The organism is Aliiroseovarius crassostreae (genome assembly GCF_049803815.1).
GTDB classification, from domain to species: Bacteria; Pseudomonadota; Alphaproteobacteria; order Rhodobacterales; family Rhodobacteraceae; genus Aliiroseovarius; species Aliiroseovarius crassostreae_A.
Genome location: NZ_JBNAGI010000001.1, coordinates 428,771 through 449,696 on the forward strand (window position 1 = coordinate 428,771; position 20,926 = coordinate 449,696).

At 53.4% G+C, this 20,926-nt stretch carries 21 protein-coding genes and 1 pseudogene; 5 read left to right on the forward strand and 17 right to left on the reverse strand.

The window, feature by feature from the left end; genetic code table 11:
- Window positions 1-414: 414 nt before the first annotated feature.
- From ACP15V_RS02075 to ACP15V_RS02130, 12 genes and pseudogenes are all read right to left on the reverse strand, one after another.
- Window positions 415-558 (reverse strand): scabin-related ADP-ribosyltransferase, encoded by a 144-nt coding sequence (locus ACP15V_RS02075; protein ID WP_424942022.1) that lies wholly within the window; start codon window positions 556-558, stop codon window positions 415-417.
- Window positions 559-578: 20 nt separating this feature from the next.
- Window positions 579-854: a hypothetical protein gene (locus ACP15V_RS02080; RefSeq protein WP_424942023.1), complete on the reverse strand. Its 276-nt coding sequence runs from the start codon at window positions 852-854 to the stop codon at window positions 579-581.
- A 14-nt stretch (window positions 855-868) separates the two neighbouring features.
- The gene (locus ACP15V_RS02085) at window positions 869-1,183 is read right to left on the reverse strand and encodes a hypothetical protein (RefSeq protein WP_424942024.1); all 315 of its coding nucleotides are present in this window, start codon (window positions 1,181-1,183) and stop codon (window positions 869-871) included.
- Window positions 1,180-1,323, reverse strand: coding sequence for a hypothetical protein (locus tag ACP15V_RS02090; protein ID WP_424942025.1), 144 nt, complete (start codon window positions 1,321-1,323; stop codon window positions 1,180-1,182). Before ACP15V_RS02090 ends, ACP15V_RS02085 begins: the two co-directional genes overlap by 4 nt.
- Before the next feature lie 38 nt (window positions 1,324-1,361).
- A complete protein-coding gene (locus ACP15V_RS02095) occupies window positions 1,362-2,414 on the reverse strand; it encodes a VENN motif pre-toxin domain-containing protein (RefSeq protein WP_424942026.1) in 1,053 nt (350 codons plus the stop codon).
- A gap of 144 nt (window positions 2,415-2,558) precedes the next feature.
- Window positions 2,559-3,017, reverse strand: coding sequence for a hypothetical protein (locus tag ACP15V_RS02100; protein WP_424942027.1), 459 nt, complete (start codon window positions 3,015-3,017; stop codon window positions 2,559-2,561).
- 9 nt (window positions 3,018-3,026) lie between these two features.
- Entirely contained in the window at window positions 3,027-3,779 is a 753-nt protein-coding gene (locus ACP15V_RS02105; protein ID WP_424942028.1) for a hypothetical protein, read from the reverse strand.
- Window positions 3,780-3,920: 141 nt separating this feature from the next.
- A pseudogene (locus ACP15V_RS02110) lies at window positions 3,921-3,995 on the reverse strand (hypothetical protein); the annotation flags it as partial.
- A gap of 313 nt (window positions 3,996-4,308) precedes the next feature.
- The gene (locus tag ACP15V_RS02115; protein WP_424942029.1) at window positions 4,309-5,058 is read right to left on the reverse strand and encodes a hypothetical protein; all 750 of its coding nucleotides are present in this window, start codon (window positions 5,056-5,058) and stop codon (window positions 4,309-4,311) included.
- Window positions 5,048-5,725: a hypothetical protein gene (locus tag ACP15V_RS02120; protein WP_424942030.1), complete on the reverse strand. Its 678-nt coding sequence runs from the start codon at window positions 5,723-5,725 to the stop codon at window positions 5,048-5,050. Before ACP15V_RS02120 ends, ACP15V_RS02115 begins: the two co-directional genes overlap by 11 nt.
- Window positions 5,722-6,051, reverse strand: coding sequence for a DUF7716 domain-containing protein (locus tag ACP15V_RS02125; protein ID WP_424942031.1), 330 nt, complete (start codon window positions 6,049-6,051; stop codon window positions 5,722-5,724). The genes ACP15V_RS02120 and ACP15V_RS02125 overlap by 4 nt, the downstream gene beginning before the upstream one ends.
- On the reverse strand, window positions 6,048-7,328 hold the full coding sequence (locus ACP15V_RS02130) for an HNH endonuclease (RefSeq protein WP_424942032.1): 1,281 nt from the start codon (window positions 7,326-7,328) through the stop codon (window positions 6,048-6,050). Before ACP15V_RS02130 ends, ACP15V_RS02125 begins: the two co-directional genes overlap by 4 nt.
- Before the next feature lie 101 nt (window positions 7,329-7,429).
- On the opposite strand from ACP15V_RS02130, the gene ACP15V_RS02135 reads away from it, so the two are divergent.
- Window positions 7,430-7,579 (forward strand): hypothetical protein, encoded by a 150-nt coding sequence (locus ACP15V_RS02135; RefSeq protein ID WP_424942033.1) that lies wholly within the window; start codon window positions 7,430-7,432, stop codon window positions 7,577-7,579.
- Here ACP15V_RS02135 and ACP15V_RS02140 read toward each other — a convergent pair whose 3' ends face one another.
- The 4 genes from ACP15V_RS02140 to ACP15V_RS02155 all read right to left on the reverse strand — a co-directional run bounded on the left by ACP15V_RS02140 (window position 7,580) and on the right by ACP15V_RS02155 (window position 15,846).
- Window positions 7,580-7,993, reverse strand: a complete 414-nt coding sequence (locus ACP15V_RS02140; RefSeq protein ID WP_424942034.1) for a hypothetical protein — start codon at window positions 7,991-7,993, stop codon at window positions 7,580-7,582.
- A gap of 4 nt (window positions 7,994-7,997) precedes the next feature.
- Window positions 7,998-9,278: a DUF6862 domain-containing protein gene (locus tag ACP15V_RS02145; RefSeq protein ID WP_424942035.1), complete on the reverse strand. Its 1,281-nt coding sequence runs from the start codon at window positions 9,276-9,278 to the stop codon at window positions 7,998-8,000.
- 239 nt (window positions 9,279-9,517) lie between these two features.
- Entirely contained in the window at window positions 9,518-9,871 is a 354-nt protein-coding gene (locus ACP15V_RS02150; RefSeq protein WP_424942036.1) for a hypothetical protein, read from the reverse strand.
- Window positions 9,868-15,846, reverse strand: coding sequence for a DUF6862 domain-containing protein (locus tag ACP15V_RS02155; protein WP_424942037.1), 5,979 nt, complete (start codon window positions 15,844-15,846; stop codon window positions 9,868-9,870). Before ACP15V_RS02155 ends, ACP15V_RS02150 begins: the two co-directional genes overlap by 4 nt.
- A gap of 153 nt (window positions 15,847-15,999) precedes the next feature.
- Between ACP15V_RS02155 and ACP15V_RS02160 the strand changes: the two genes are divergently transcribed.
- The 4 genes from ACP15V_RS02160 (at window position 16,000) to ACP15V_RS02175 (ending at window position 19,193) form a co-directional block, all read left to right on the forward strand.
- Window positions 16,000-16,374, forward strand: coding sequence for an Arm DNA-binding domain-containing protein (locus tag ACP15V_RS02160; protein WP_424942038.1), 375 nt, complete (start codon window positions 16,000-16,002; stop codon window positions 16,372-16,374).
- A 552-nt stretch (window positions 16,375-16,926) separates the two neighbouring features.
- Window positions 16,927-17,127, forward strand: coding sequence for a hypothetical protein (locus ACP15V_RS02165; protein ID WP_424942039.1), 201 nt, complete (start codon window positions 16,927-16,929; stop codon window positions 17,125-17,127).
- A 137-nt stretch (window positions 17,128-17,264) separates the two neighbouring features.
- On the forward strand, window positions 17,265-18,224 hold the full coding sequence (locus ACP15V_RS02170) for a DNA cytosine methyltransferase (protein WP_424942040.1): 960 nt from the start codon (window positions 17,265-17,267) through the stop codon (window positions 18,222-18,224).
- Between the two features lie 66 nt (window positions 18,225-18,290).
- Window positions 18,291-19,193, forward strand: coding sequence for a NaeI family type II restriction endonuclease (locus ACP15V_RS02175; RefSeq protein ID WP_424942041.1), 903 nt, complete (start codon window positions 18,291-18,293; stop codon window positions 19,191-19,193).
- 510 nt (window positions 19,194-19,703) lie between these two features.
- Here ACP15V_RS02175 and ACP15V_RS02180 read toward each other — a convergent pair.
- A complete protein-coding gene (locus ACP15V_RS02180) occupies window positions 19,704-20,804 on the reverse strand; it encodes a DUF262 domain-containing protein (protein ID WP_424942042.1) in 1,101 nt (366 codons plus the stop codon).
- Between the last annotated feature and the right edge of the window lie 122 nt (window positions 20,805-20,926).

Here is a 20,926-nt window from a genome sequence, read left to right on the forward strand (position 1 = left end):
CCTGAGCCGCTTAAACTCCTCCAATTCTGTGTAGAGTTTGCCCAACTGAAGGACGGACAAATGAAGACGGAATTCTCCGACGAGCAGATCATTCAGATGATCAAGGAACAAGAGGCTGGCGAAAAGACAACGGAGGCCTGCGATGAGGTGGCTGGCGTGGAGCCTTCAATCTGAGTGTACAGGTCCGGCCGCTCTGCAATCAGATAGTCGAAGTCGCTAACATTTGCGACATGTTGCAAGCGGTCGTTTATACAACCCAGATCTTTCCCACATTCAGCCAGCAGATCTACATCGTTTTGCCGAGAAAGATCTTTATATCTCTCGATAACCTCTGTGGGGTCGCAATCACTATCATCAAAGCACGAGGCGAGCTCTCTTTGCAGAGCTTCCGCTTGTGCAAGTAGATCAACCTCCTCAGAGACAGCCGCTCTGTGCGCAGCACTCAGACTGAACATAAGTTTGAAGATCAACGTCTGCATTCGGATCCTTGGGGTGGAAGCCCTCATCAAAAATTTCATCGGGTCCACGAGTGTCACCTCGATATACCGTATCGGGCAAGTCTGCGTTATTTGTGGCATCTAACTGACACCAATACCCAAGCTGGCCACATGGGTTTCGTGCCCATGCATGATGAACCCATCGCCACGCTCAGCAACAGCAGCACCTGCGAATGCAATATTGGTGCTCGGTACTGATGGTGCACGGGCTGCAAAGCAAACATCAAGGCCTTGCTCAATATGCGAGATTTCGGTTTGAGGACAGAAAGATTCTGATGCAGAAATCGATCTGCTATTCAATGAACGCGAACTAAGTATAGTGAAAATAAGTAGAAGAAGAGGGCGAAGAACATTCATTGGAGTTCCCCTCATCAAAGTCCCTTTTCTGCAAAGTGATCCGACATTCTTTGGAGGTATTCCATGCATGCCGTCATGTCTGGCTGATAATCAGCGGTAGATCGAACCTCGCCTTTATCACTAACAACCAGCGCACATTTCCGCACGCTAGCTACGTCTGGAATAGCGATGTTTGGGTTACGAAAAAACATCCAAGCTCGACCATAATTCAAGCATTTCTCTTGAAGCAAATTTTGCCCGTGTTGCCTGAAATCCCCCCACTCCAGCTCCGCAGATTTCTGCGCCAAAACACAAATCTCTTCGTACTTTAGTTTCTGTTTTTCCATCATGGGTAACCTGGTCTCACGATCAAATTTGGCTGCAATTCAACAATACTTCCAAGCTGTGGATCAACGTAATGTACGGTGCCGCCCTTATTGACACCAACGATTACATGTTCAACATCTCCGGCCTGTTGTATTCGGACCACTGCATAAGCTCCATCGCCTTGTGATAACAGTTCATTCGTTACGTTGGCTGGTGATGTTTGCGCTCCAAATCCCAAGGCGCAGATGGTGTCAAATCACTGCCAGTACCGTAGCCGTTTGACTGGCCAGCAACTGCGTTAGGATTGCGTCCAGTTAGGCGATCCACTGTTGCGTTCACACAAGAGACGCAGTTGGTGTTAATGCCTGGCCCTGCTCCATCGACATAATGCGGATTAACTCCAGCCAACTCAGGAAATTCATCAGTCATTGGTCGAGTATTGCCGTATATACCGTCAATAGCACTCCCACATCTGCCACTCACACAACTATTTGGTGTATCAACTTCTTTCGTAACGCTAGGTGACCCATCCAGTTTCTTGACGACAACTTTCAGCCCGCCACCCACGAGAGGCACGACAGCCACAGCAGCCCCGGCACAAGCCCCGATTGAGGGGTTCTGAATGCATTCAAGCGCTCCGATTGCGTCGCCGATGCCGGGGATTTCTTCAATGAGGAACTGAACCGCTGCTGGGCCGACCTCCTTTACATGGGCCTCCCAAGCGTCATCACATGCTGAGCCAGAGACACCCTTGCTGGCACAGAAATCTGCGGCGTCTTTTTCCAGCAGAACCGCTGTTGCGAGATGCTGATAGACTTGGCCTCCGGCGTCGAATGACCCCACAAGAGCGAGGGCCGCTTCAGGTGAGACACCCGCAAGAGCAAGCACGGCGGCATCACCACCTTGGACAGCAGTATCCAGTCGATCATTGATGCATTCTGCGTCAAAACCACATTCCTCAATCAGGGCCTGATCGTTTGAACGAGAAAGGGATTTATAGTCATCGATGATCTTCTGAAGGTCGTCACCTTCACATTTCTCGGTAGCACTCTGGGCAGCGCAAGCTTGCAAATCCGCGCCTAGGTTAGCGATATCCGTATGACTGAGATAATTATTCACGAACGCGCTTTGCCCGATGCCAGCGGCGGTTAGGGTGGCGGTGGTGTCTGCGCCGGTGAGGGCGGCGGCGAGGCCTGCGATGAGGTGGGCTTCATCGACAAAGCGACCTTTGTCATTGGTGTCTAGCCCATCCACATAGCCCGCAAAGAGGGCGCTTGCGGCACCGGAGGCGGCCCCTGCGGCGCAGGTGGAGCCTTGCAGTTCGGCGGCGATACAGCCAAGCCCCGCGTGGGTCAGTGCGTGGCTAGTAGATCATACCTATCAAGTTCGACTGACAGCTTAGCGATCAATAAATTGGCTCGTGGTTAAGCTATACTCGCCAACAAGGTGGAAGATAGGTTTGGCCAAGAGACTGCAATATATTGAGAAGTCAACACATTTGGAATTGGGTAACAAAGGCGCATTATCAAATGGGTAAATGATGATTTTTTTTTCTGGGGAAATTAGAAGATCAAAACCCTCAACCGACTGACCATCTTCGAAATAGTAAATTGCGCCAGAGCCTTCACCGGCGTTAACGCGTTCGAGAATATAGCTTTCTAGCATTTCGCTCGAATACATAACCGGGACAAATTCTGGACCATCCTGATCGCCCTTAAGCAGCTGAATAAAATTGTTTTTTAGAACTGGTGTTGCTCCACCAGCTTTTAGTTCCTTTATTAACCCACTAAAAACAGCTTTGGTCGACCATTCTTTGGAAGATGGGTCAAACACTAGATATCCACGATCAAGGCTCATTTTTCTTTCTCAGTCATACTCAACAACTCCAATTGATTTGCTAAATAGCCAATCTTTAATGTGTTTTGGAATGGGTGAATTTGAGTGCAGCTCATATTGATACCCGTTAGCTGAGGCAACTTTTGCTCCGTATCCCATTTGCGTCTTGAACTTACTTTCTAGGTTTGGATCAGCTTGCAGTTTTTCCCAATACCCCCCACTTTTAGCTTCAATCAACACATCCGCGCCATCACTCTCACGAATATACGCTCCATCAAAATCTCTGGGTTTTGAGCTCCCGTCTGGCATTCTCATTTCTCCAACTTTACGGCCAAATGGTAACTCTTTCTGAAGAAAATCTTCAAATTCCACTCCCAAAAGGTTTTTGGCCGACGACTTTACAGTAGGCAACAGCCCAATCAGCATACCCAGACCAATCAACGGGTTCTGAAACAATTCGTCTGCCGCCAGCAAATGAAGATTTCCGCAGCTTGCTGTCCAATTCTGATAGCAATCCTGTGCAAGGCGCTGCATTTCAATGGCGCGAACCTTCGTAAATGTCTCGGCATAGAGGTCTTGATCAATGCCAACGATCCCGCCATGAGATGCCACTTTGGTTGCAAATACACTTGGATTGGTAAGCCCGGCATCGCCCAGTAAGTCAGTTAGTTCTTGGTCATTTATGGTCGAACTGATCGCTCGATACAGACAATCGGCATCTTCGCACTCTGCCATCGCCGCGTTATTCTCCTGAGATCGCTCAAGCAATTTCTGGCCAACCACGTCGAGCTCCTGCTCCGAACAAACACCATCATCGCTAAGGCATTCTTGAATCAGTTCTCTAATGAAGGCTTCATCCGTATGGCTGAGATAATTATTCACAAAGGCCGACTGCCCGATGCCAGCGGCGGTCAGGGTGGCGGTGGTGTCTGCGCCGGTGAGGGCGGCGGCGAGGCCTGCGATGAGGGGACTGGCGTGAATGAGGTCGCTGCGGGGCAGGTCTTTTAGGCCGGACCTATCGACATAGCAGGTAAAGTAGGTGACGCCCGATCAAATTGGGGTTGGGCTACGCTGGGAACAGCGATGCTTATCAGCGCGGCAGTCGCCGGTGCTGGGGCCTTCTACTTCGCCGCAGACCAGATCACAGCCAACGACTTCGACCGCTCAGTCCGCCTCATCACCCAAGGCGACAACGCTGATTGGTGCGGCCAAGCAAAAGGCCAAATCATCAACAGCCTGTCAGGCAGCAAAATTCTGTGCACTCCATGTGCCAAATTACGCAGAGCCAGAAATAGACGCGGAGTAAGCACGGCTACCCAAATACGACCCGCCTAATCCCATCCTGTATTCCGCTTGTACTTTGATCATTAAACACACCGTAGGCCGCTGTAAGCTTCCAACATTTTTCTAAGCAAAGCGATACACCTTTCGGCAGATCAGACATTATCCGTTCCGGTGCCTTCCCGACGATGGGCCAAAAACTCTCGCCAAACCACATGTACCCTGCCGATGCTTCAACATAACCTTGATGCAGCCTATAGCGGCCAGGGTTGTTATCAGTGTCAACGATCTGCTGCTCAAGAGGGAATGGTAAACCATTGGATTTCATGGGCAAGCCATCCAAAGAAAGGCCGAGCGCCTTAAATTGCAGCGGATCATAAATATTCTGAAGGTACTGATAGTTTTTATCAACCAGATGCGCCTGCGTGAAGTTTGGATCATCCGCAATTGTTTCAGAGATCAGTTCATCGCAAAACTCAGGGCTTAACACGATTAAGCTAGCTTCAATAAAAACGTGATCATAGTTTTGGCCACCGCTCTGCCCGTAATTGAAACTGAACCCATCCCCCAATACTTCGAATGACGGCACATGAGCACCATCAAGAATTTCTTCGACTTTTGACGCCTTTATGGAAGCCCGATTGATGTCCGGTGAATGGAAGGAGACCAACATTCCATCCGGGACACCAGAGTAAAGAAACTGAGACCATATCGCCGAAACATTTAACTGTTTTATGCGCCCAATGATCCATAGCGCACGATCAAACTGATTAGAATTCATTGATCCTCACCTGCACACCTCTGGATGCGCCATAGTCGATAAGAGATTGTGCAGAAGTCGCCCCACCGGGTTGAACCCTAATATCAAGAACCTTTGCTGCATTCGGATTGGTCGGACTACTCCATATTTCAAGTTCTCTGATGTGCGAACGCATGGCAGTCTGCCAACCGCTACCGCCTGTATTGACAGTTTTCAAACTGACCCAAGTCGATCCCTGATTGAAGTCCCAAGCAGGAGAAAACCCATTGTCTTGGGAGCCAACACGCGTCCAACCGTTATAGTCAGTTCCGGCCAAGTGATCTTCAATGGCGTTGCCGCGCTGAATAGGCGTAAAGCGCCCTTGATCCCAAATCCCGTCTATTCCCCTATTTGTAGCATCAAAATCCGCGCCAAAACTCAAGCTTGCCACATGGGTTGCATGCCCGTGCATAGTGAAACCGTTGCCTTGCTCGGCAACGGCGACACCCGTAAACGTGATATTGCCACCAATGATCGGTGGTGCGCGAGCGGCAAAGTTTACATTAGTGTAATCAGCTGGCGCCGCTTCATGGTGTGGGAAAAACCCTGCTTGGGTTGACGTTAATGGCACCAATGGCGTGGAAACCGCGCCCAAAGCTGAGAACAGCAGTGCGGCGAACAAGCCAATGATATAACGTAGAACCGTCATACGGCGTTACTAGGTGGCATGAACGCGTCATTCTCAAAGTAATACGTCGCAGCGGAGCACAAGTCATCCAAAGAATAATCTGGGTACCATGCGTTCAGGCTTTGCTCTATCGAACGCAAATCCTGCACAGATAGGTATTCCTGCATTCCAGCTTCTTCGGCGGCTACCGGAGTAAAGTCATCTTCAGCCAATTCAGCTTCATCAGGATTAAGTAGTATGCAGGGCGATGACAATAATACTCCCCCCTGCATTTCTAAATAAACCCAGTCCTTCCAGTCAAACCCGCCCAAGTCGCGAAGCACATTACCAAATGTGGTTTGGTTCATTCTGTCCCCCAATCTGCAAAACCACCTGAGCCACTTGGATGAAGAGTACCTTGAACCGGGCCGGGTGCTGTGTGTTGATCAATCGGAATCAACTGCATTTGACCAGGTTGAGTTCCATGATGCCAAGTCACATCAGATGTCGGCGCTGATCTTGGGAAGGCTCCGCGTGGACCGGGGTTAACACCATCAACGATACCCGGATACAAGTTTTCCATTTGCGCAGCAAAAACAGGATCGGCCTCAAAAGCTTCATGCATTGCTTGGTTTGAAATCTGGTTGTGTCTTTGGCGTGAAACTCCCGGATACGCATTTGAGGGCAACTGGACTTCCGTTGCTACCGAATAATTTGGACTATCGGGCGGCCTAACAAGTGCACCATTCGATGTCTCAATTGGTGTCTTATTTGTAGCAACCCCATCCGCGATTTCAACAAAATCATCACCGATTTTGGTGAAGGTCTTCCCGCCAATGGAGACGAGCTTGCCCGCACCCACTCCGGCCAGCTCCAGAACAACACCTTCCCAGGTTGACGGGGCGACGATATTCACGATGCCGAGGCTCCGCAAATCTGCCTGAATTTCTTCGCGGCGGGTCGAGAAGCAAGCACCTTCTGGTGGGCAATTGTCGAAGTTAACCGGATCGTTTTCGTCGTTCAGAACCGCAAGTTCGGTCAGAAGCTCTGCCTCTATCCTCAGACGATCATCGCCCCAAAGGACCAGTTCCCCTTCGATACCATCGGCGATGTCCAGCAGGACTTGCCCACCGGAGGTCCAGACAGAACTGCCTGAGGCATCAATGATCACCTCATCCAGACTGCCACCAACACGCCCCTCAAGTGCGGGATGATAAAACAAGCCCAAGCCGACATCGAATTGCGATCCGCCGACCGTATCATCAGCCCAGGTGACATAGGACTTGGCTTCATCCAGGTGTTGCTGGCATTCGGCACTGCCGGGGTTCGCGCCACATGCGGCCAGCATTGCTGCTGTGTTTTCGGCAGATTCACCCTGTAGCGTTTGGAGCTGCGATAGGATTTGACCACATGCCTGTGTTGCATCGCCAAATTCACCATTACAATTCTGCGCATAGTCAGCGAGCAGCGCCTCTGCCCGTTCCCTTTGTTCGTGGTTCAGATAATTATTCACAAAGGCCGACTGCCCGATGCCAGCGGCGGTCAGGGTGGCGGTGGTGTCTGCGCCGGTGAGGGCGGCGGCGAGGCCTGCGATGAGGTGGGCTTCATCGACGAGGGCGTTGCCGTCGAGATCGTTGCCATCCACATAGCCCGCAAAGAGCGCGCTTGCGGCCCCGGAGGCGGCCCCTGCGGCGCAGGTGGAGCCTTGCAGTTCGGCGGCGATACAGCCGAGGCCCGCGTGGGTCAGTGCGTGGCCCAGACTGCCTTCGCAACCCGCATTTCGGTAAATCCTATGCCGTCAACCTCAACCACGTCCACGAAGAGCTGCAAGACTTGGTTGAGCGTGTGACGATTGAACTGGAGCTGATCAACGTGGCACGGGAGTTGGAACGGTGATCAGGCCTGCTCTATATACTGTTTCGCAGTTTTTTCAGGGTCATCACCACTCATCAATGCTTCATAAGCAGCTTCTGCGTATTCTTCATTGGACTTAGAATTAGCCCACATAACCAAAGCCGCAGCTATACGCGCCAGCTTAAAATACAAACCCGCTTTTTCATCATCGCCGTCATCTTCCGCATCGAAGTAGCATTCGTCCAATGCGTCTACTAAGTCGGCACGGCCTGCAACATTCGGTAGCTGACGCCTTAGCAGGCAATCCAACTCCGCACTCTTGCCAATTTCGTCCAGCGTAAGCGGATCAAGCTTATCGAAGCAAAACCAAAACACGCTTTCGAACTTTGCAGCCGCTCCCCCCCTCACAGTTTCGAATTGAGCGGCTAGTGATGAATTTAAGGTCTTCAGTCGCATGGTATTACTTCAACGGTGTCGTAATATTTGTGTCATCTGGAATGACGCCTTGGCAGTTGGTGCAAACCGGTCTAGTTGCTCCAATATCAACAATCGTTAATCCGTTTTCTTCTGCATAGCGGACGATGTCTGCTTCAGCATGGCTGCCACGTGGTCCACGCACCAAGACTTCTCCATCATTCAAACTAACACCAGGTCTCAAGTAGCCGTTAGGTTCAGATGTACTTACTAAGATTCGGCGATTGCCAGCTACATCCTCAACAACTGCAACCCCCATAGTAATTCTACCGCGAGAATTCTCTGGTATTTGTGCAGTCAATTCATCAATCCGGCTACCAACAACTTGAGAAGGATTATCAAACAGATCGCCTGCCCAATTTGTACCCCCCCCTCCCGGCAAGTTCAAGCTTCCGTCTTCGCCTGTGATAAACTCTCCAATCTTAACGGAACCACCGGATTTCACCGCCACTTTGATCCCCGCGCTGGTCGCGCTGACGGCTCCGGGAACACCTGCCACAGCCAAGGCGCCACTGATGAACACCTTGCTTCGGATCTTGTTGGCTTCTTCAAGATTGCCCTGGGCTTCCACAACATCCGCCCGCGCAAGCTCTGCTGCGATTTGCGTTTCAATCGTTCCGACAGGGTCCGTCACAAGCGCCTGCATGTGATCGGCAATCATGCCCATCTGCAGGATTGACTGCTCGTCTCCGGTCAAAGCGCCTGCGGCTATACTTGCCAGATCAATCAACCCTTTGGCCGTATCGACCGGCATTTCGATCAGAGCTGCGCGGGCGGTTTCTGACATCGCCTGACTGCTAAGATCACCAAACTGCCCAGCAACCTCGAGCGCCTCGCCCAAAGTTCCATCGCTAAAGACATCTCTGGAAGAAATAACACCCGTGTAAGTTTCGAAGGCATCCTGCAACTTGGTCAGTTCAGCCTGACATCCGGTGCTGCTGGCCCCTGCTCCACAGGCCGCAGCAAGTGCCGCATCTCGATCAGCATCAAGTTTGTTTAGGGCAACAAGTTCGTCGCGCAGGGAGTTTATCTCGCTCTCAGAGCAAGCATTTGTATTGTCGAGGCAGTTATCTAATTCACTTATAATGGCGGCGCGACGCGACGCTTCTTCGTGGTTCAGATAATTATTCACAAACGCCGACTGCCCGATGCCAGCGGCGGTCAGGGTGGCGGTGGTGTCTGCGCCGGTGAGGGCGGCGGCGAGGCCTGCGATGAGGTGGGCTTCGTCGACGAAGCTGGCCGCATCTCCGTTATCCAGCCCATCCACATAGCCCGCAAAGAGCGCGCTTGCGGCCCCGGAGGCGGCCCCTGCGGCGCAGGTGGAGCCTTGCAGTTCGGCGGCGATACAGCCGAGACCCGCGTGGGTCAGGCTGCCTTGGCAACCCGCATTTCGGCAAGAGCTATGCCGTTAATCTGAACCATGCCCACGAAGAACTGCAAGATTTGCTCGAACGCATCACAATCGAACCGGAGCTGCTCAACGTGGCAAAAGAGTTAGAACGGTGATCAAACCGATGGATTTTCGTCGCTATACTCAAACTTCGTCTTTACCTGCCCATTTTCTTCAATAGACAGCGTGAATGCTTGCCAGTCACCGCCAGTGTGTTCTTTCATAAGCTGGTGAAGCTTGGGAACGAGCCCTATTGGCCGTTCCTCCCGTGCTTGCCGATAGTTCAGGTGCTTAGAATGCTTCGAGCCATTCAGTTCATATTCGAAGGCAGTATCTACAGCGCGTGATCCATCTTCCTCAGCGTAATACTCGAAACGACAGGTTGCGGTATCGAAACCAGTTTCTGCACTTTCGACCATCAAATGATAAAGCTGATCAATAACAAGCCTTTGTTTTTCTACTGGGTTCATTGACCACCTCCGGCAACGTTTTCAAATTCCCGCGTTCGCGCTTGTCCATTTATTGAATATTCAATTGTTAAGCTATCAGGTCTTGCGCTGCTAGGGTTTGAACGATCAAAGCGGACTGTTATTGCACCAACAGTATCACCATTTTGCAACGAACGCGTGATTTCATTTTCCCACCGGCGGTAGGGACTACTGTTGAAGTTTGAATTTTGCGGAAACAGATTGAATCGGTCACAAGTGCCACCATGTCGACAAGCTTGGATATGTCCGCCAACATCACCAGCAATACCTTCTCGTCCAACAGCGGTTTGGCGACTATCACGCACACCACGTTGGTTGACTGGCGTGTAGGTGATTTCTTCAATGTAGCCTGACTCATTAGTGCGGAATGCAGTCCCGTTGTCCAATTCAACGCGTGTGTTTGCCGGTGGGTTGTTCAGAGTTTCATACTCTGGCGTACCACGTGTTGCACCTGATGTATCAACGGTGACTGTTCTATTTGGTGCGGACGGCAGAACAATGTCATCGATGTCTGCCTGTGTACGCGCAAATGTTCCGTCCGGTCTTTGGATTATTGCGTTACCATCATTGTCGATCACCCATCTATTACCACCAGCCAACGTTGGGCGAGCAGCATTCGTGGTGTCATCAATTAAGCGATAACCATCTGGCAGTGTCCTATTTGTAGCATTAATAACATCGCCACCTTCAGGAACAAGGATTTTTATGCTTTTTCCGAGTGTGGCAACTCCGCCCGCCGCAGTGCTTGCCCCTGCGGTCGTAATTCCGGCACCTAGGCGGATCAACATCAGGTCGGCTTCTTGATGTCTGCCCTCTGCAACAAGCTGATCATATTCGTTTACCCAATCGGCACCCGCCTGATCTATAGCACCGGCGGGATCCAGAACTGTCTCTTTCACCGTTTGCGCAAGCGCACGGAGTTGCAGCTGTGCCGTCTCGTCACCAAGGGCCGCGGCCCCCATAATCGTCGCAAGATCAATTGCGCCCGTCACCGCATCAACAGGCATCTCAAGCATTGCCTGCGCCCAGAGCTGTGTATAACCGTCATTCTTGATGACAGCCCATTGTTCGACAACCTGACCGCTTTCCTCACCCAGCACCCACCAACCGGCATAGCTGTCTACGGCGGCTTTCAGATCCAATATCGCAGCCCCACAAGCTGAAGAATAAGGATCACCCCAACACGCCTGCTGTAACGCAATATCTCGCGCGGCATCCAACTCATCAAGCGCCAGAAGCTCTGCTTCCAACGCGGGGCATGCACCTTCAGCGCATTCGGGAGATCTCAACTGCTCCTCAAGCGCCTGTCTTCGTTCTTCCTCGGCATGGTTCAGGTAGTTATTCACAAACGCGCTTTGCCCGATGCCAGCGGCGGTTAGGGTGGCGGTGGTGTCTGCGCCGGTGAGGGCGGCGGCGAGGCCTGCGATGAGGTGGGCTTCGTCTATGAAGTCGTTGCCATCAAGTTCGGAATTGCCTTTGATGTAACCTGCAAAGAGCGCACTTGCGGCACCGGAGGCGGCCCCTGCGGCGCAGGTGGAGCCTTGCAGTTCGGCGGCGATACAGCCGAGGCCCGCGTGGGTCAGTGCGTGGCCCAGACTGCCTTCGCCGCCATTGGCCCCGCCTGCGAACTCATGACCAATCAGCTCCTGCAGGTCGGCGGTGGCGAGGGAGACCACACCAGAGGCGAAGCTGGTCAGGAAAGTGTCGAAGAAGTCCTCTCCGGTCAGGGCTGCGGTGATCCCGGCGTTGATGGCAGAGGTGCCGAGCGTGTTGACGATGGCGGCGGCGGTCAGGTCCCCGCCTTTGCTCAGAAGGCCAAGGGAGGCGCCCTCGCCCAGTCCAAGCGCCGTGGCGAGCTTGAACGTGCCCGCCCAGGCGCCGATGCCTGCGGTAAAGGCCGAGGTCAGGGCCTGGCCCAGGTCGAACTCGCCCGAGACAATCCCATTCACGCTGGTGGTGACGAGGGACCGGACAATCGCCTGTTGCACCGCCCCCTGTACATTGGCGAATATCGCCCCTTCGGCAAACATGCCCCCGGTGAAATAGGCCAGCAGCAGGTGGCCCACGACGCCCAGTTGGGTGGTTTTGTCATAGAAGTGGTGGTTGACCAGCTCCATCTCGGCGACGGTCAGCTGGTCGGCGGCGAAGAGCTGATCGAGATAGGCAAAGCCCGCGCCGTCAAGGGTGCCGGGGACGGGGACGGAGAAGGTGGAGTTTGAAAAGTCATTCGGGCTTGGTTCGTCGCTGTCATCCCCATCCGCCCCATCCGCATCGTCAGAGCCGCCCGATTTGGGGGTGAACGCCGCCTGGATCGCGGCGGCAATGGGATCAACCCCTGCGGTCGGGGGCCCGTTGGCCTCTGGCAGATAGTGATCGACCAGCGCCATGCGCACCGCGTCTTCGCCCTCGGGGGCCAGCAGGGCCGGAATGGCATGGATCAGCGCCGCCTGGCTTTGTTGCAGATCCACGTAAACGGGGGCCTCGCCAAAATCAGCCTTGCCGTTGATCTCGGTAAACCCTGCGGTCTGCACCGCATCCACCTGATGGGTGTCCACCACAATGACACCAAAATTGGAATGGGTGATGGTCTCGGTATAATCCGTATCAACCGTTGCGATCAGCGCCACGTTCTGGGCGTCGAAGATCACATTCTCGCCGGTCAGACGCCCGCCTTCGATGACGATATCCTGTCCGGCGGTCAGCCGCAGATCCTTGGCGGCTGTGGCTTCGATGGATTGCGCGGTGGATTTGAGCGAATTGACCTCGGTCGACCAGTCCATCAACCCCCAGAAGGTGGATTTGTGGACCTTGGTTTTTGAGGCCTCAAGATCGGTCACCGACAGGCTGTGCACGCTGCCCGATTGCGCGGTCAGATCCAGGTCACCTGTTTTGGCCAGGAGAGTTGAAGCCTGATCCACCACATTGCCCGCCGCCGATATCGACACCTGCCCCGCCTCGATGGTGTTGCCGGTCCAGGTGGCCGAGAGTTTTTCGGTGTGGGTCTGCTTTTTATTGATCCCGAAAAGGCCATATTGCTTGGAACTGTGGCTTTCAAAATACCCCGTATCCAACACAGCGCTGAGGGTGACATTGCCCGCAAGGGCCGCGATATCCACGGTGTCATGCGCAAGTACCGTGGTGCCGGACAGGGTGATATCGCCCCCGCCCGTCAGACGGGTTGCGCCATCACGTTCTTCGGTTTGCGCGGATACAATACTGACCGATCCGTCTTTGGATTGGATTAGGCTGTTGATATGGGTGCGTCGGGCAATGTTCAGCCCGTTTTTCTGATCCCCGACACGGAGGGCGGAAGAGTTCAAAACGCTGCCAATATCAATGTCACCACCCGCAAAGATCGACAGGTCATCCGTGGCGACCAGAGACGCGCCGGAGACCGAGATATCCCCTGCCCCAACTAAGGACAGCACGCCACCAGAGCGAATGCTGGCGACCCGGCCAATATCGGTGCGATGATTGTCCGGCGTGCCAAACCGTTCCGACACGGTTTCGATCAAGATCTCATTGGCGCGGATACCAACCGACCCGCCAGACAGCAGCCCGGATTGCAACGAGACCTGCCCTAGCTCAGAACTGAGTGACAGCGCGCCACCTGCGATCATCTCGCCAAATTGGTTGGTAATGTCACTTGCCGCCGCGATCACAAGGTCGCCGCTGGTCTGGAACGCCCCGCCCAGATTGGCAAGATCCCCAACCTTGAGAGAGATATCCTGCGCGGTGAAGGTTGCCCCCGGGGTCTTGCGGATCAGCCCGGCGGATCCCGCCAAATAGATCTGCGGCACCAACACTTTTTGGCCAGAGACCACGCGTTCCTCCAGCCAGACGATATCTTCGGTCAATCGGCTGATCTGCTGCGGCGACAAGGCCGTGCCCACGGTCAGGCCCAGCGATTTGCTGGCATCCACCGCATTGTCATACATGGCACGGATCTGGTCTTTTTCCGTCTTGGCCCCGGGCAACAGGCGGCGGCCCGTCAGGTCATAGATCTGGTCGCGGATCAGATAGGTTTCCGCCAGCGCATCGCCAAACCGGGTCTGGGTCTTGGCGGGATCATAGTTCAGGGTCTTCAGGAAATAGTCGGAACTGATAAAGCTTTTGCGATCAATGAACCCATGGCGCGTTTCTACCAGATAGCCTCCTAGCGTGGGGCGGTTCAGGCGGAACAGCTGATTGTTGCCAAAGCTTTTGAAATCAATGCTGCCGATCAGCCGGGTGAACCCGTCACTCACATTGCCGCCCGCGCCCCAGCCCGAGATGCTGTTTGGATCCAGCGGGTGCAAGACCAGATTGCCCGCCGAAAGCCCCCCCAACGTGGCGCTCGACAGTTTCGACAAAGATGTAATGGCCTGACCCTGTGCCGATGCGAGGGCCAGCTTGGCCGCAGGTCCGCCGGGCAGGCGAGGATCCACATCTGGCCTTGTGTTGCCAGTGCCAAAGAGCCCGGATTTGTTGGCCCCAACCGCCCAATTGCTGACGGTGCCGGTCACGTTACCATTGATCGAACCACCAGCTTCGATTGTGCCGAACACGTCACCTTGTGGCAGGAACGTCTTCTCAGACGGGCTGAAGCTTGCCCATTCGCTCACATCATCATGGATTTTAAGGCCCGCAATCAGCAGGTCATGATTGGCAAGGATCGATCCCCCCCGGTTGTAAACATTGCCAGACGCGCCAATCACAAGGGCCGCGCCCCCGGCATAGATCAGCCCGCGATTGGTGAGGTTGCCTTGGGCGAGCAGCGTGACCGCGTCCGTGGCTGACGCAATGGTGCCCGAGTTGTTGATCGCGCGCGCCTTGATGATCAGCTTGCCCTCATTGACCAGTTTCGCCCCGGCATTCACCGTCAGCCCCGGCAGATATCCACCATCTTTACCCATCAGTGACACGGTATTTTCGCTGACTACCTTTCCCCACGCACCTGCGCCCAGGGTCAGATGAGACAAGGCCTCTAGCACCACGCCATCTTCGCCAAAGATGGTGCCACCTGCATTGTTAAACCCGGTCAGGTCGGTCAGGAATGTGGTGCCACCGTGGCTTTTGATCTGGCCGGAATTGCGCAAATCATCTGCGCTGATCTGACTGTTGCCCGCCGCGGTTTCGATCCGGCCGGAATTGGTCAGCCGCCCGCCAATGCTGGCATCCAGCAGGGTCTGGGCGCGAAACGCCCCCGCATTCACAGCATTCCCGCCGATTGACAGGGCGATCTGATCGGCCTGGCTTTTCCCGGTTGCCGTGGTGGTCAGGGACCCCGCGTTGATCACCAGCGTTTCATCGGCCAACAGTTGCCCCGAATTGGTCACCGCCCCTGCGGCGGTGACCTGGGCAGAGCTGCCCGCCGTCACACGGCCCGCGTTTTGCACACGGCCTGTTGTGGCCTCCAGCACCACCAATTGATCGCTGGTCACTTTGGCGCCCGAAGCGATATCCACCGATGCGCCGGTCAGATAGGCCCCGGTGACAAACGAGGGATCCGCATCCGCCGGGCGAACCACATCAATGTCCCCCGTGACGGTCAAGGCGCCGGTGGCGGTGGCGACAATTGGCCCGGACAGGCTGCCGCCCAGCTGCATCGCTGCCTCTGACTTCGCGTCAATGAACCCGGCCACAACGTCAGCAAAGCTGACCAACCCACCCGTTTGCGCGCGCAGATCCAACCGCCCGCCGGTTTGCACGTTGCCGCGCAGATCAAGGCGGTCCCCGGTCAGCGTGGCCCCGGTCTGCCCAAATACGGTGCCATCTGTCCGAAGCGTACCTGCGGACGTGACCGCCAGGCCGTTTTCCACAGAGACCAGCGTGGCCGAGGACCCCATCGAAAGATCTTGTGCGGATGTCAGCGCCAGCGCCCCGTTGGTGGCCACTTCCCCCAGGATGGAAATGTCCCCTGTGGTCGAGGTGATATCGATCCCATCGCGCGCCGAGACAATCCCGTCCAGGGTCATGGTTCCTGCGCTCAGGCGCAGCGGTGCGTTGGACCAACCAAATCACTCGACGCGATGCCTCCGGCGACGGTCAAACGGTACGAGGTCCGCGACCAGAAAGTAAACGGCCTGCATGTGCGTGTGTCGACCACAGGTGCCTAGGTGTTCTAAACGATGGTGCGCCCGAACGGTTCGCGCAGGCGTATCGAAATCGGCCCTTACCCTGTGGTCTCCCTTGCCGACGCCAGACGCCGCGCGATGGAAGTCGCCCGTGACGTCGAGTTGGGCGAGTTCGAAAAGGCTCCTGAGGTTTCAGAGGCATCTGCCCCGACGCTGGGCGAAACAATCCCCGAGTTTATCGAGCTGCATGCCAAGCCCAATACCAGGGACTGGAATCGCACCGAAAGCGTTTTGCACAGGTTCGATGGATCGAAGGATCGGCCTCGCGTTGCAACCATTGCGCAGACATTCTGTCTCTGCTCGATATGCTACCCAAATGATACCCACGCGAAGCTCGGGCTAACTTCACGCAAAGATGTCAGCGTCTAGTCTTTTGTTTTTTTTGATCTAAATGGTGCCCGGGGGCGGAATCGAACCACCGACACGAGGATTTTCAATTTTCCCAGATTTCCATTCAGACTCTAGCAGGCTGTTTCAATCCATCGCGAAAACTATTTCTGTTGAATGGCTTACGGATGCCAGAGCTATCCGCCGTCTATCAAGCCATTTCATTCTAGCTCGACACTTTCAGCACCCATCGGGCACCCAAGAGAGACTTTGACCTCGCATTTCGAGACAACAAACCGAGTTTTTGTACGCTGCTCCATAGCTTCAGGTCGTTACTTTTCTCGCCGTTTGTATCGGCTTTCCAACGCCACGAACATGAGCCTTCCGCCAAGTGAGTTTCCCATTTCGCGCAAGAAACAGATGGCCACGGACCCAATGCGCAGTTCTTTTGCTACGCCCCAACGTGACCGCGTCTGCCACGTCGAGATCAGTGGTAGCAGCAATTCGAGAAAAGCTAAAGACGGTCTGGGATTATCCCTGACATCAGAGCAATCCGCGTCTTATCGATCTGCATCAGCAACTTAGGAGATCGACATGGCCGATATCGTCACACTGAAAGCCCTTTGCGAAGAACTGAAGATCGACCCGCGTGAAGCCCGTGAGCGACTACGCGCAGCTGTAAGCGATGCTAAGGCAAACCCTGAACTGGCAAAGGCACGCAAGCCGCGCACGCCGTGGCAATGGGTGAAGGGGTCTGCTGCTTACAACGAAGCGGTTTCTATCCTTAAAAAGTGACACAACTGCCACCAAGCATGTTGCTCAGATTGCCCCTTTGCCGTTAAGAACATAAAAAGAACATTTGACGACTATCACTCGGTGAGTTGATTTGGTCGACCACAATGTGTTGTATGAGCAAAAAGAGGGCGGACAACATGCTGACATCGGTTGAACTATGCGCAGGCGCGGGCGGTCAAGCACTGGGCCTTGAGCAAGCAGGCTATAAGCACTCAGCATTGGTTGAGATCGACAAGCACTGTTGCAACACGCTGCGTCATAATCGGCCTGAATGGAATGTCCTTGAAGAAGATATGAGAATCTTCAAAGAGCGTGCATCTGATTTCAAGGGAATGGATCTGCTCGCCGGTGGCCTACCGTGCCCTCCTTTTTCCGTCGCAGGTAAGCAGCTTGGCGAAAAAGACGAACGCAACTTATTCAACGATGCGATTGACATAGTCGATGCCGCCCGGCCGCGAGCAGTGATGATTGAAAATGTCCGTGGGTTCTTGGACGCTGTATTCCACGACTATCGTGAGCATTTGAAGGCGCAGCTAGAAAAGCTGGGATACAAGACAGACTGGAGGCTATTGAACGCATCGGATTTCGGCGTTCCACAATTGAGACCTCGGGTGGTTATCGTTGCTATCCAAGAAGAGCGCGGTGAGTTTTTTGATTGGCCCGAACCCAATCCTCACAATCCCCCCACAGTAGGTGAAACGCTTATTGACCTTATGGGGGAACGGGGATGGCGTGGCGCTGAGAAATGGGCTGATAAAGCCGATGAGATCGCGCCAACAATCGTTGGTGGATCGAAGAAACATGGAGGACCTGATTTGGGTCCGACCCGAGCACGTGCAGCGTGGGCAACACTGGGTGTTGAGGGGCGCACTATCGCTCCAGAGGCTCCAGATGCATTCCACGAAGGCATGCCCCGTTTGACCGTCCCAATGGTTGCCCGCATTCAAGGTTTTCCAGATGAGTGGCACTTTACGGGCGCCAAGACCAATGCATACAGACAGGTAGGCAATGCTTTCCCACCGCCAGTCGCCAAGGCTGTATCTGTGAAGATCGCCAAAGCCCTGAGAAAACGTGTGCTTCGTTCAGTGGTCGCCTAACTTCCAAATTACATTCCGATATGTCAGCTTGCTGAGAGAACTATAGAATCTCAGGACGCTAGGCATTTGAAGAAGAGCATTCCAGACAGCATCGTTGTGCCGGGGCATCCCGACTATGACCTATTGACGGGGCTGGCAGATGAAATCACCAAACGTGCAGGGGGCCCGAAGGCGCTCGGGCAAGGGTTTTCGGCGATGCTGCGTCAGTGCGTTGACGATGTGATCATGACGCCCAAGACCGGTCGCCGGTCTTATGACGAGTTGGAGAAGACGGAAAAGACATACATCGGTACGAGAGTCGAAATTGAACTCCGAGCAATGCTGCGATTGCCGAAGGGCAAATTAGATACTCTTATCCTCGGCCAAGATGTCGATATCAAAAATACTATGGGAAGCAATTGGATGATCCCTACAGAGGCCATTGATCATCCATGCATATTGGTCGCGGCGGATGAGAAGAGAGCAATGTGCTTTCTGGGCCTCATAGTAGCGAAACTGGACTATCTAACGGCTGGTCAAAACAAAGACGCGAAGAAGAGCGTTTCGGCTGAGGGATTTGCCAACATCCTATGGCTTCTAAAAGAAAGACCCTATCCACCGAATTTCTGGCAAACCGTACCATCAGACGCTATCGAGCGAATTTTTTCAGGATCGTCTGGGAACCAACGAATGGCTAGCCTGTTTAGGGAGGTTCAGGACACCCCCATCAAGAGGGAAGTTGTTGAGGCCGTTGCAAAGCAAAAGGATTTCATGAGGCGCATTAGGTCTGACAATGGCCGAGGAACCAGAGACATACTTCTAAAGGATTCTATCCTGTTACTTTCGGGCGATTTCGATGCTGGGCTTATCAAACAACTTGGGTTGCCAGAATGCTCAGGAAGCGAGTTCATTTCGTACCAAGTAAAAACAGCCCTAGATGTAAATCTTGCGTCAAAGCATGGAGTGATAGTCAGCGCTGCTTCAGACTAGTCGTAAAACGATTGTTTCAGCAATACGCCCGTAACGCCTTGTCATATGCGTCTAGGCCTGCTGCAACCGAATGATACCTAGAAATCGTGATTGATGGCGCGTCGTAGTGGTGCGTCACCCCTTTGTAGTAGGTGTGCGCCAATGAATTCCGACGCTCCTTTAGGTTACCGAGCTCTGATTTGAAACTTGTTGAGACCGTGGTGGGAATAGACTTCTCTAAAGTCTCATAACCATGAAAGCCGACCAAGGATGTTATGAGCGACACGAAGTGTTTCTTGTATTCGAAGCCGTAGTTTAGCTTTACCTTCTCTCTCACGGCTCTACGGTTTTTCTCTTGCTTCAAGCCTCTAACGCAGCCTCTCAAGACGATGTCGTCCATCGAAAGCTCGATCCAGCCACACAACTCGAGGATTGCGAGTTTTGAGCAATAGCTCGCCTCTGTAATAGAGTTTGTTCTTCGATAAACACGGTCAAGGTATGCAAGGTTGCTCTTGATGTAACTGTGCGAAATCATTTGGAGAAAATATCTGTTGCCTCAGCTAGCCTTGCGTCGACTTTGTCTTTCTTAGACAAGCCTTCAGCAAGCCCTTCATCCTTGAAATTCTGAGAGTCTCGAAGTTGCTGATAGCGTTCGAGTATCCCAGCTTTATCCAGCGCTTCAACCTGCTCGATATTTCGGGCAACTCCAACGAGCAGTGCCTCAACAACGGCTGTAGGCATTCTATCGGCCGGCCCTTCTGGGAACGCCTTGTTCAGGACATCAACTACTCTGACAAAGATATCCCGTTTTGACGCGATAAACTCGGCATCGGGGTTGCGACGTGGATACATGTAGTCATTCAGGAACTTACCAACCTGTCCGCCGTACTTTTGAGGCTCATCCAGAAAGGCAAAAAACCGAAGGATGACTTCCTGTTTCACAAACCGGTAATTGTTGTCCTTTTTCATTTTGTTGAAGGTTCTCCAACCCTCAATCCTGTCGAGTTCACGTAGCAGCATGTTCAAGTCGCCACTATAGATGCAGTTTCGAATTTCTTGGTTGTTGAGCTTTGACCCACCTGAATTTAGGCGATGGAACACTGTAAATAGATACTCCATGTGGCTTTTCTTCGAAAAGTCACAGCGCAATACGGTTATTGGCAGCGTCTTATTTTGAACCCGATCAAATATCTTTTTCTGCTCGCCCTTCCCGTTCTTGAAGGTCGCAGCAAGCTTGCCAGCCACCTTAGCGTCAATGTCGTCTAGCTTCGACAGGCGCCAATCACCACCGGCCAAAAACTTCACGATTGAACTCATACGTTGCAAGCCATCGATGACAATCCATGTATCGGTCTTGTGGTCCAAAGCAAAACACATACTCGGAATTGGTAGCTGCTTGATCAGCGAGTCGATGAAACGTGTTTGGTCGGCAGGTTTCCAAACTACATCACGTTGAAAATCCGGCTGAAGATCGATGATTCCATCGCTGGTCATTCTGGCGAGGTCTGCACAGGAACGGAGTTCATTGTATGCAACAATGTCGGTCGGTGGGGTCTCAGAAGTATCGTCTTCGTTGAATTCTGGATCTTCGAATTCTGGAAGGTGATCTTCCACCACATCGTCATCAGCCAAATCAAATCTCCTTCTACTTGAAACCACTATTACTCTAATCGCCATCAGTTTGAAGCATAACCCTCACTCGGGAAGGGCTTTAACAAAAACCAAGCACCCACACGGCACCCAGCATCGCAATA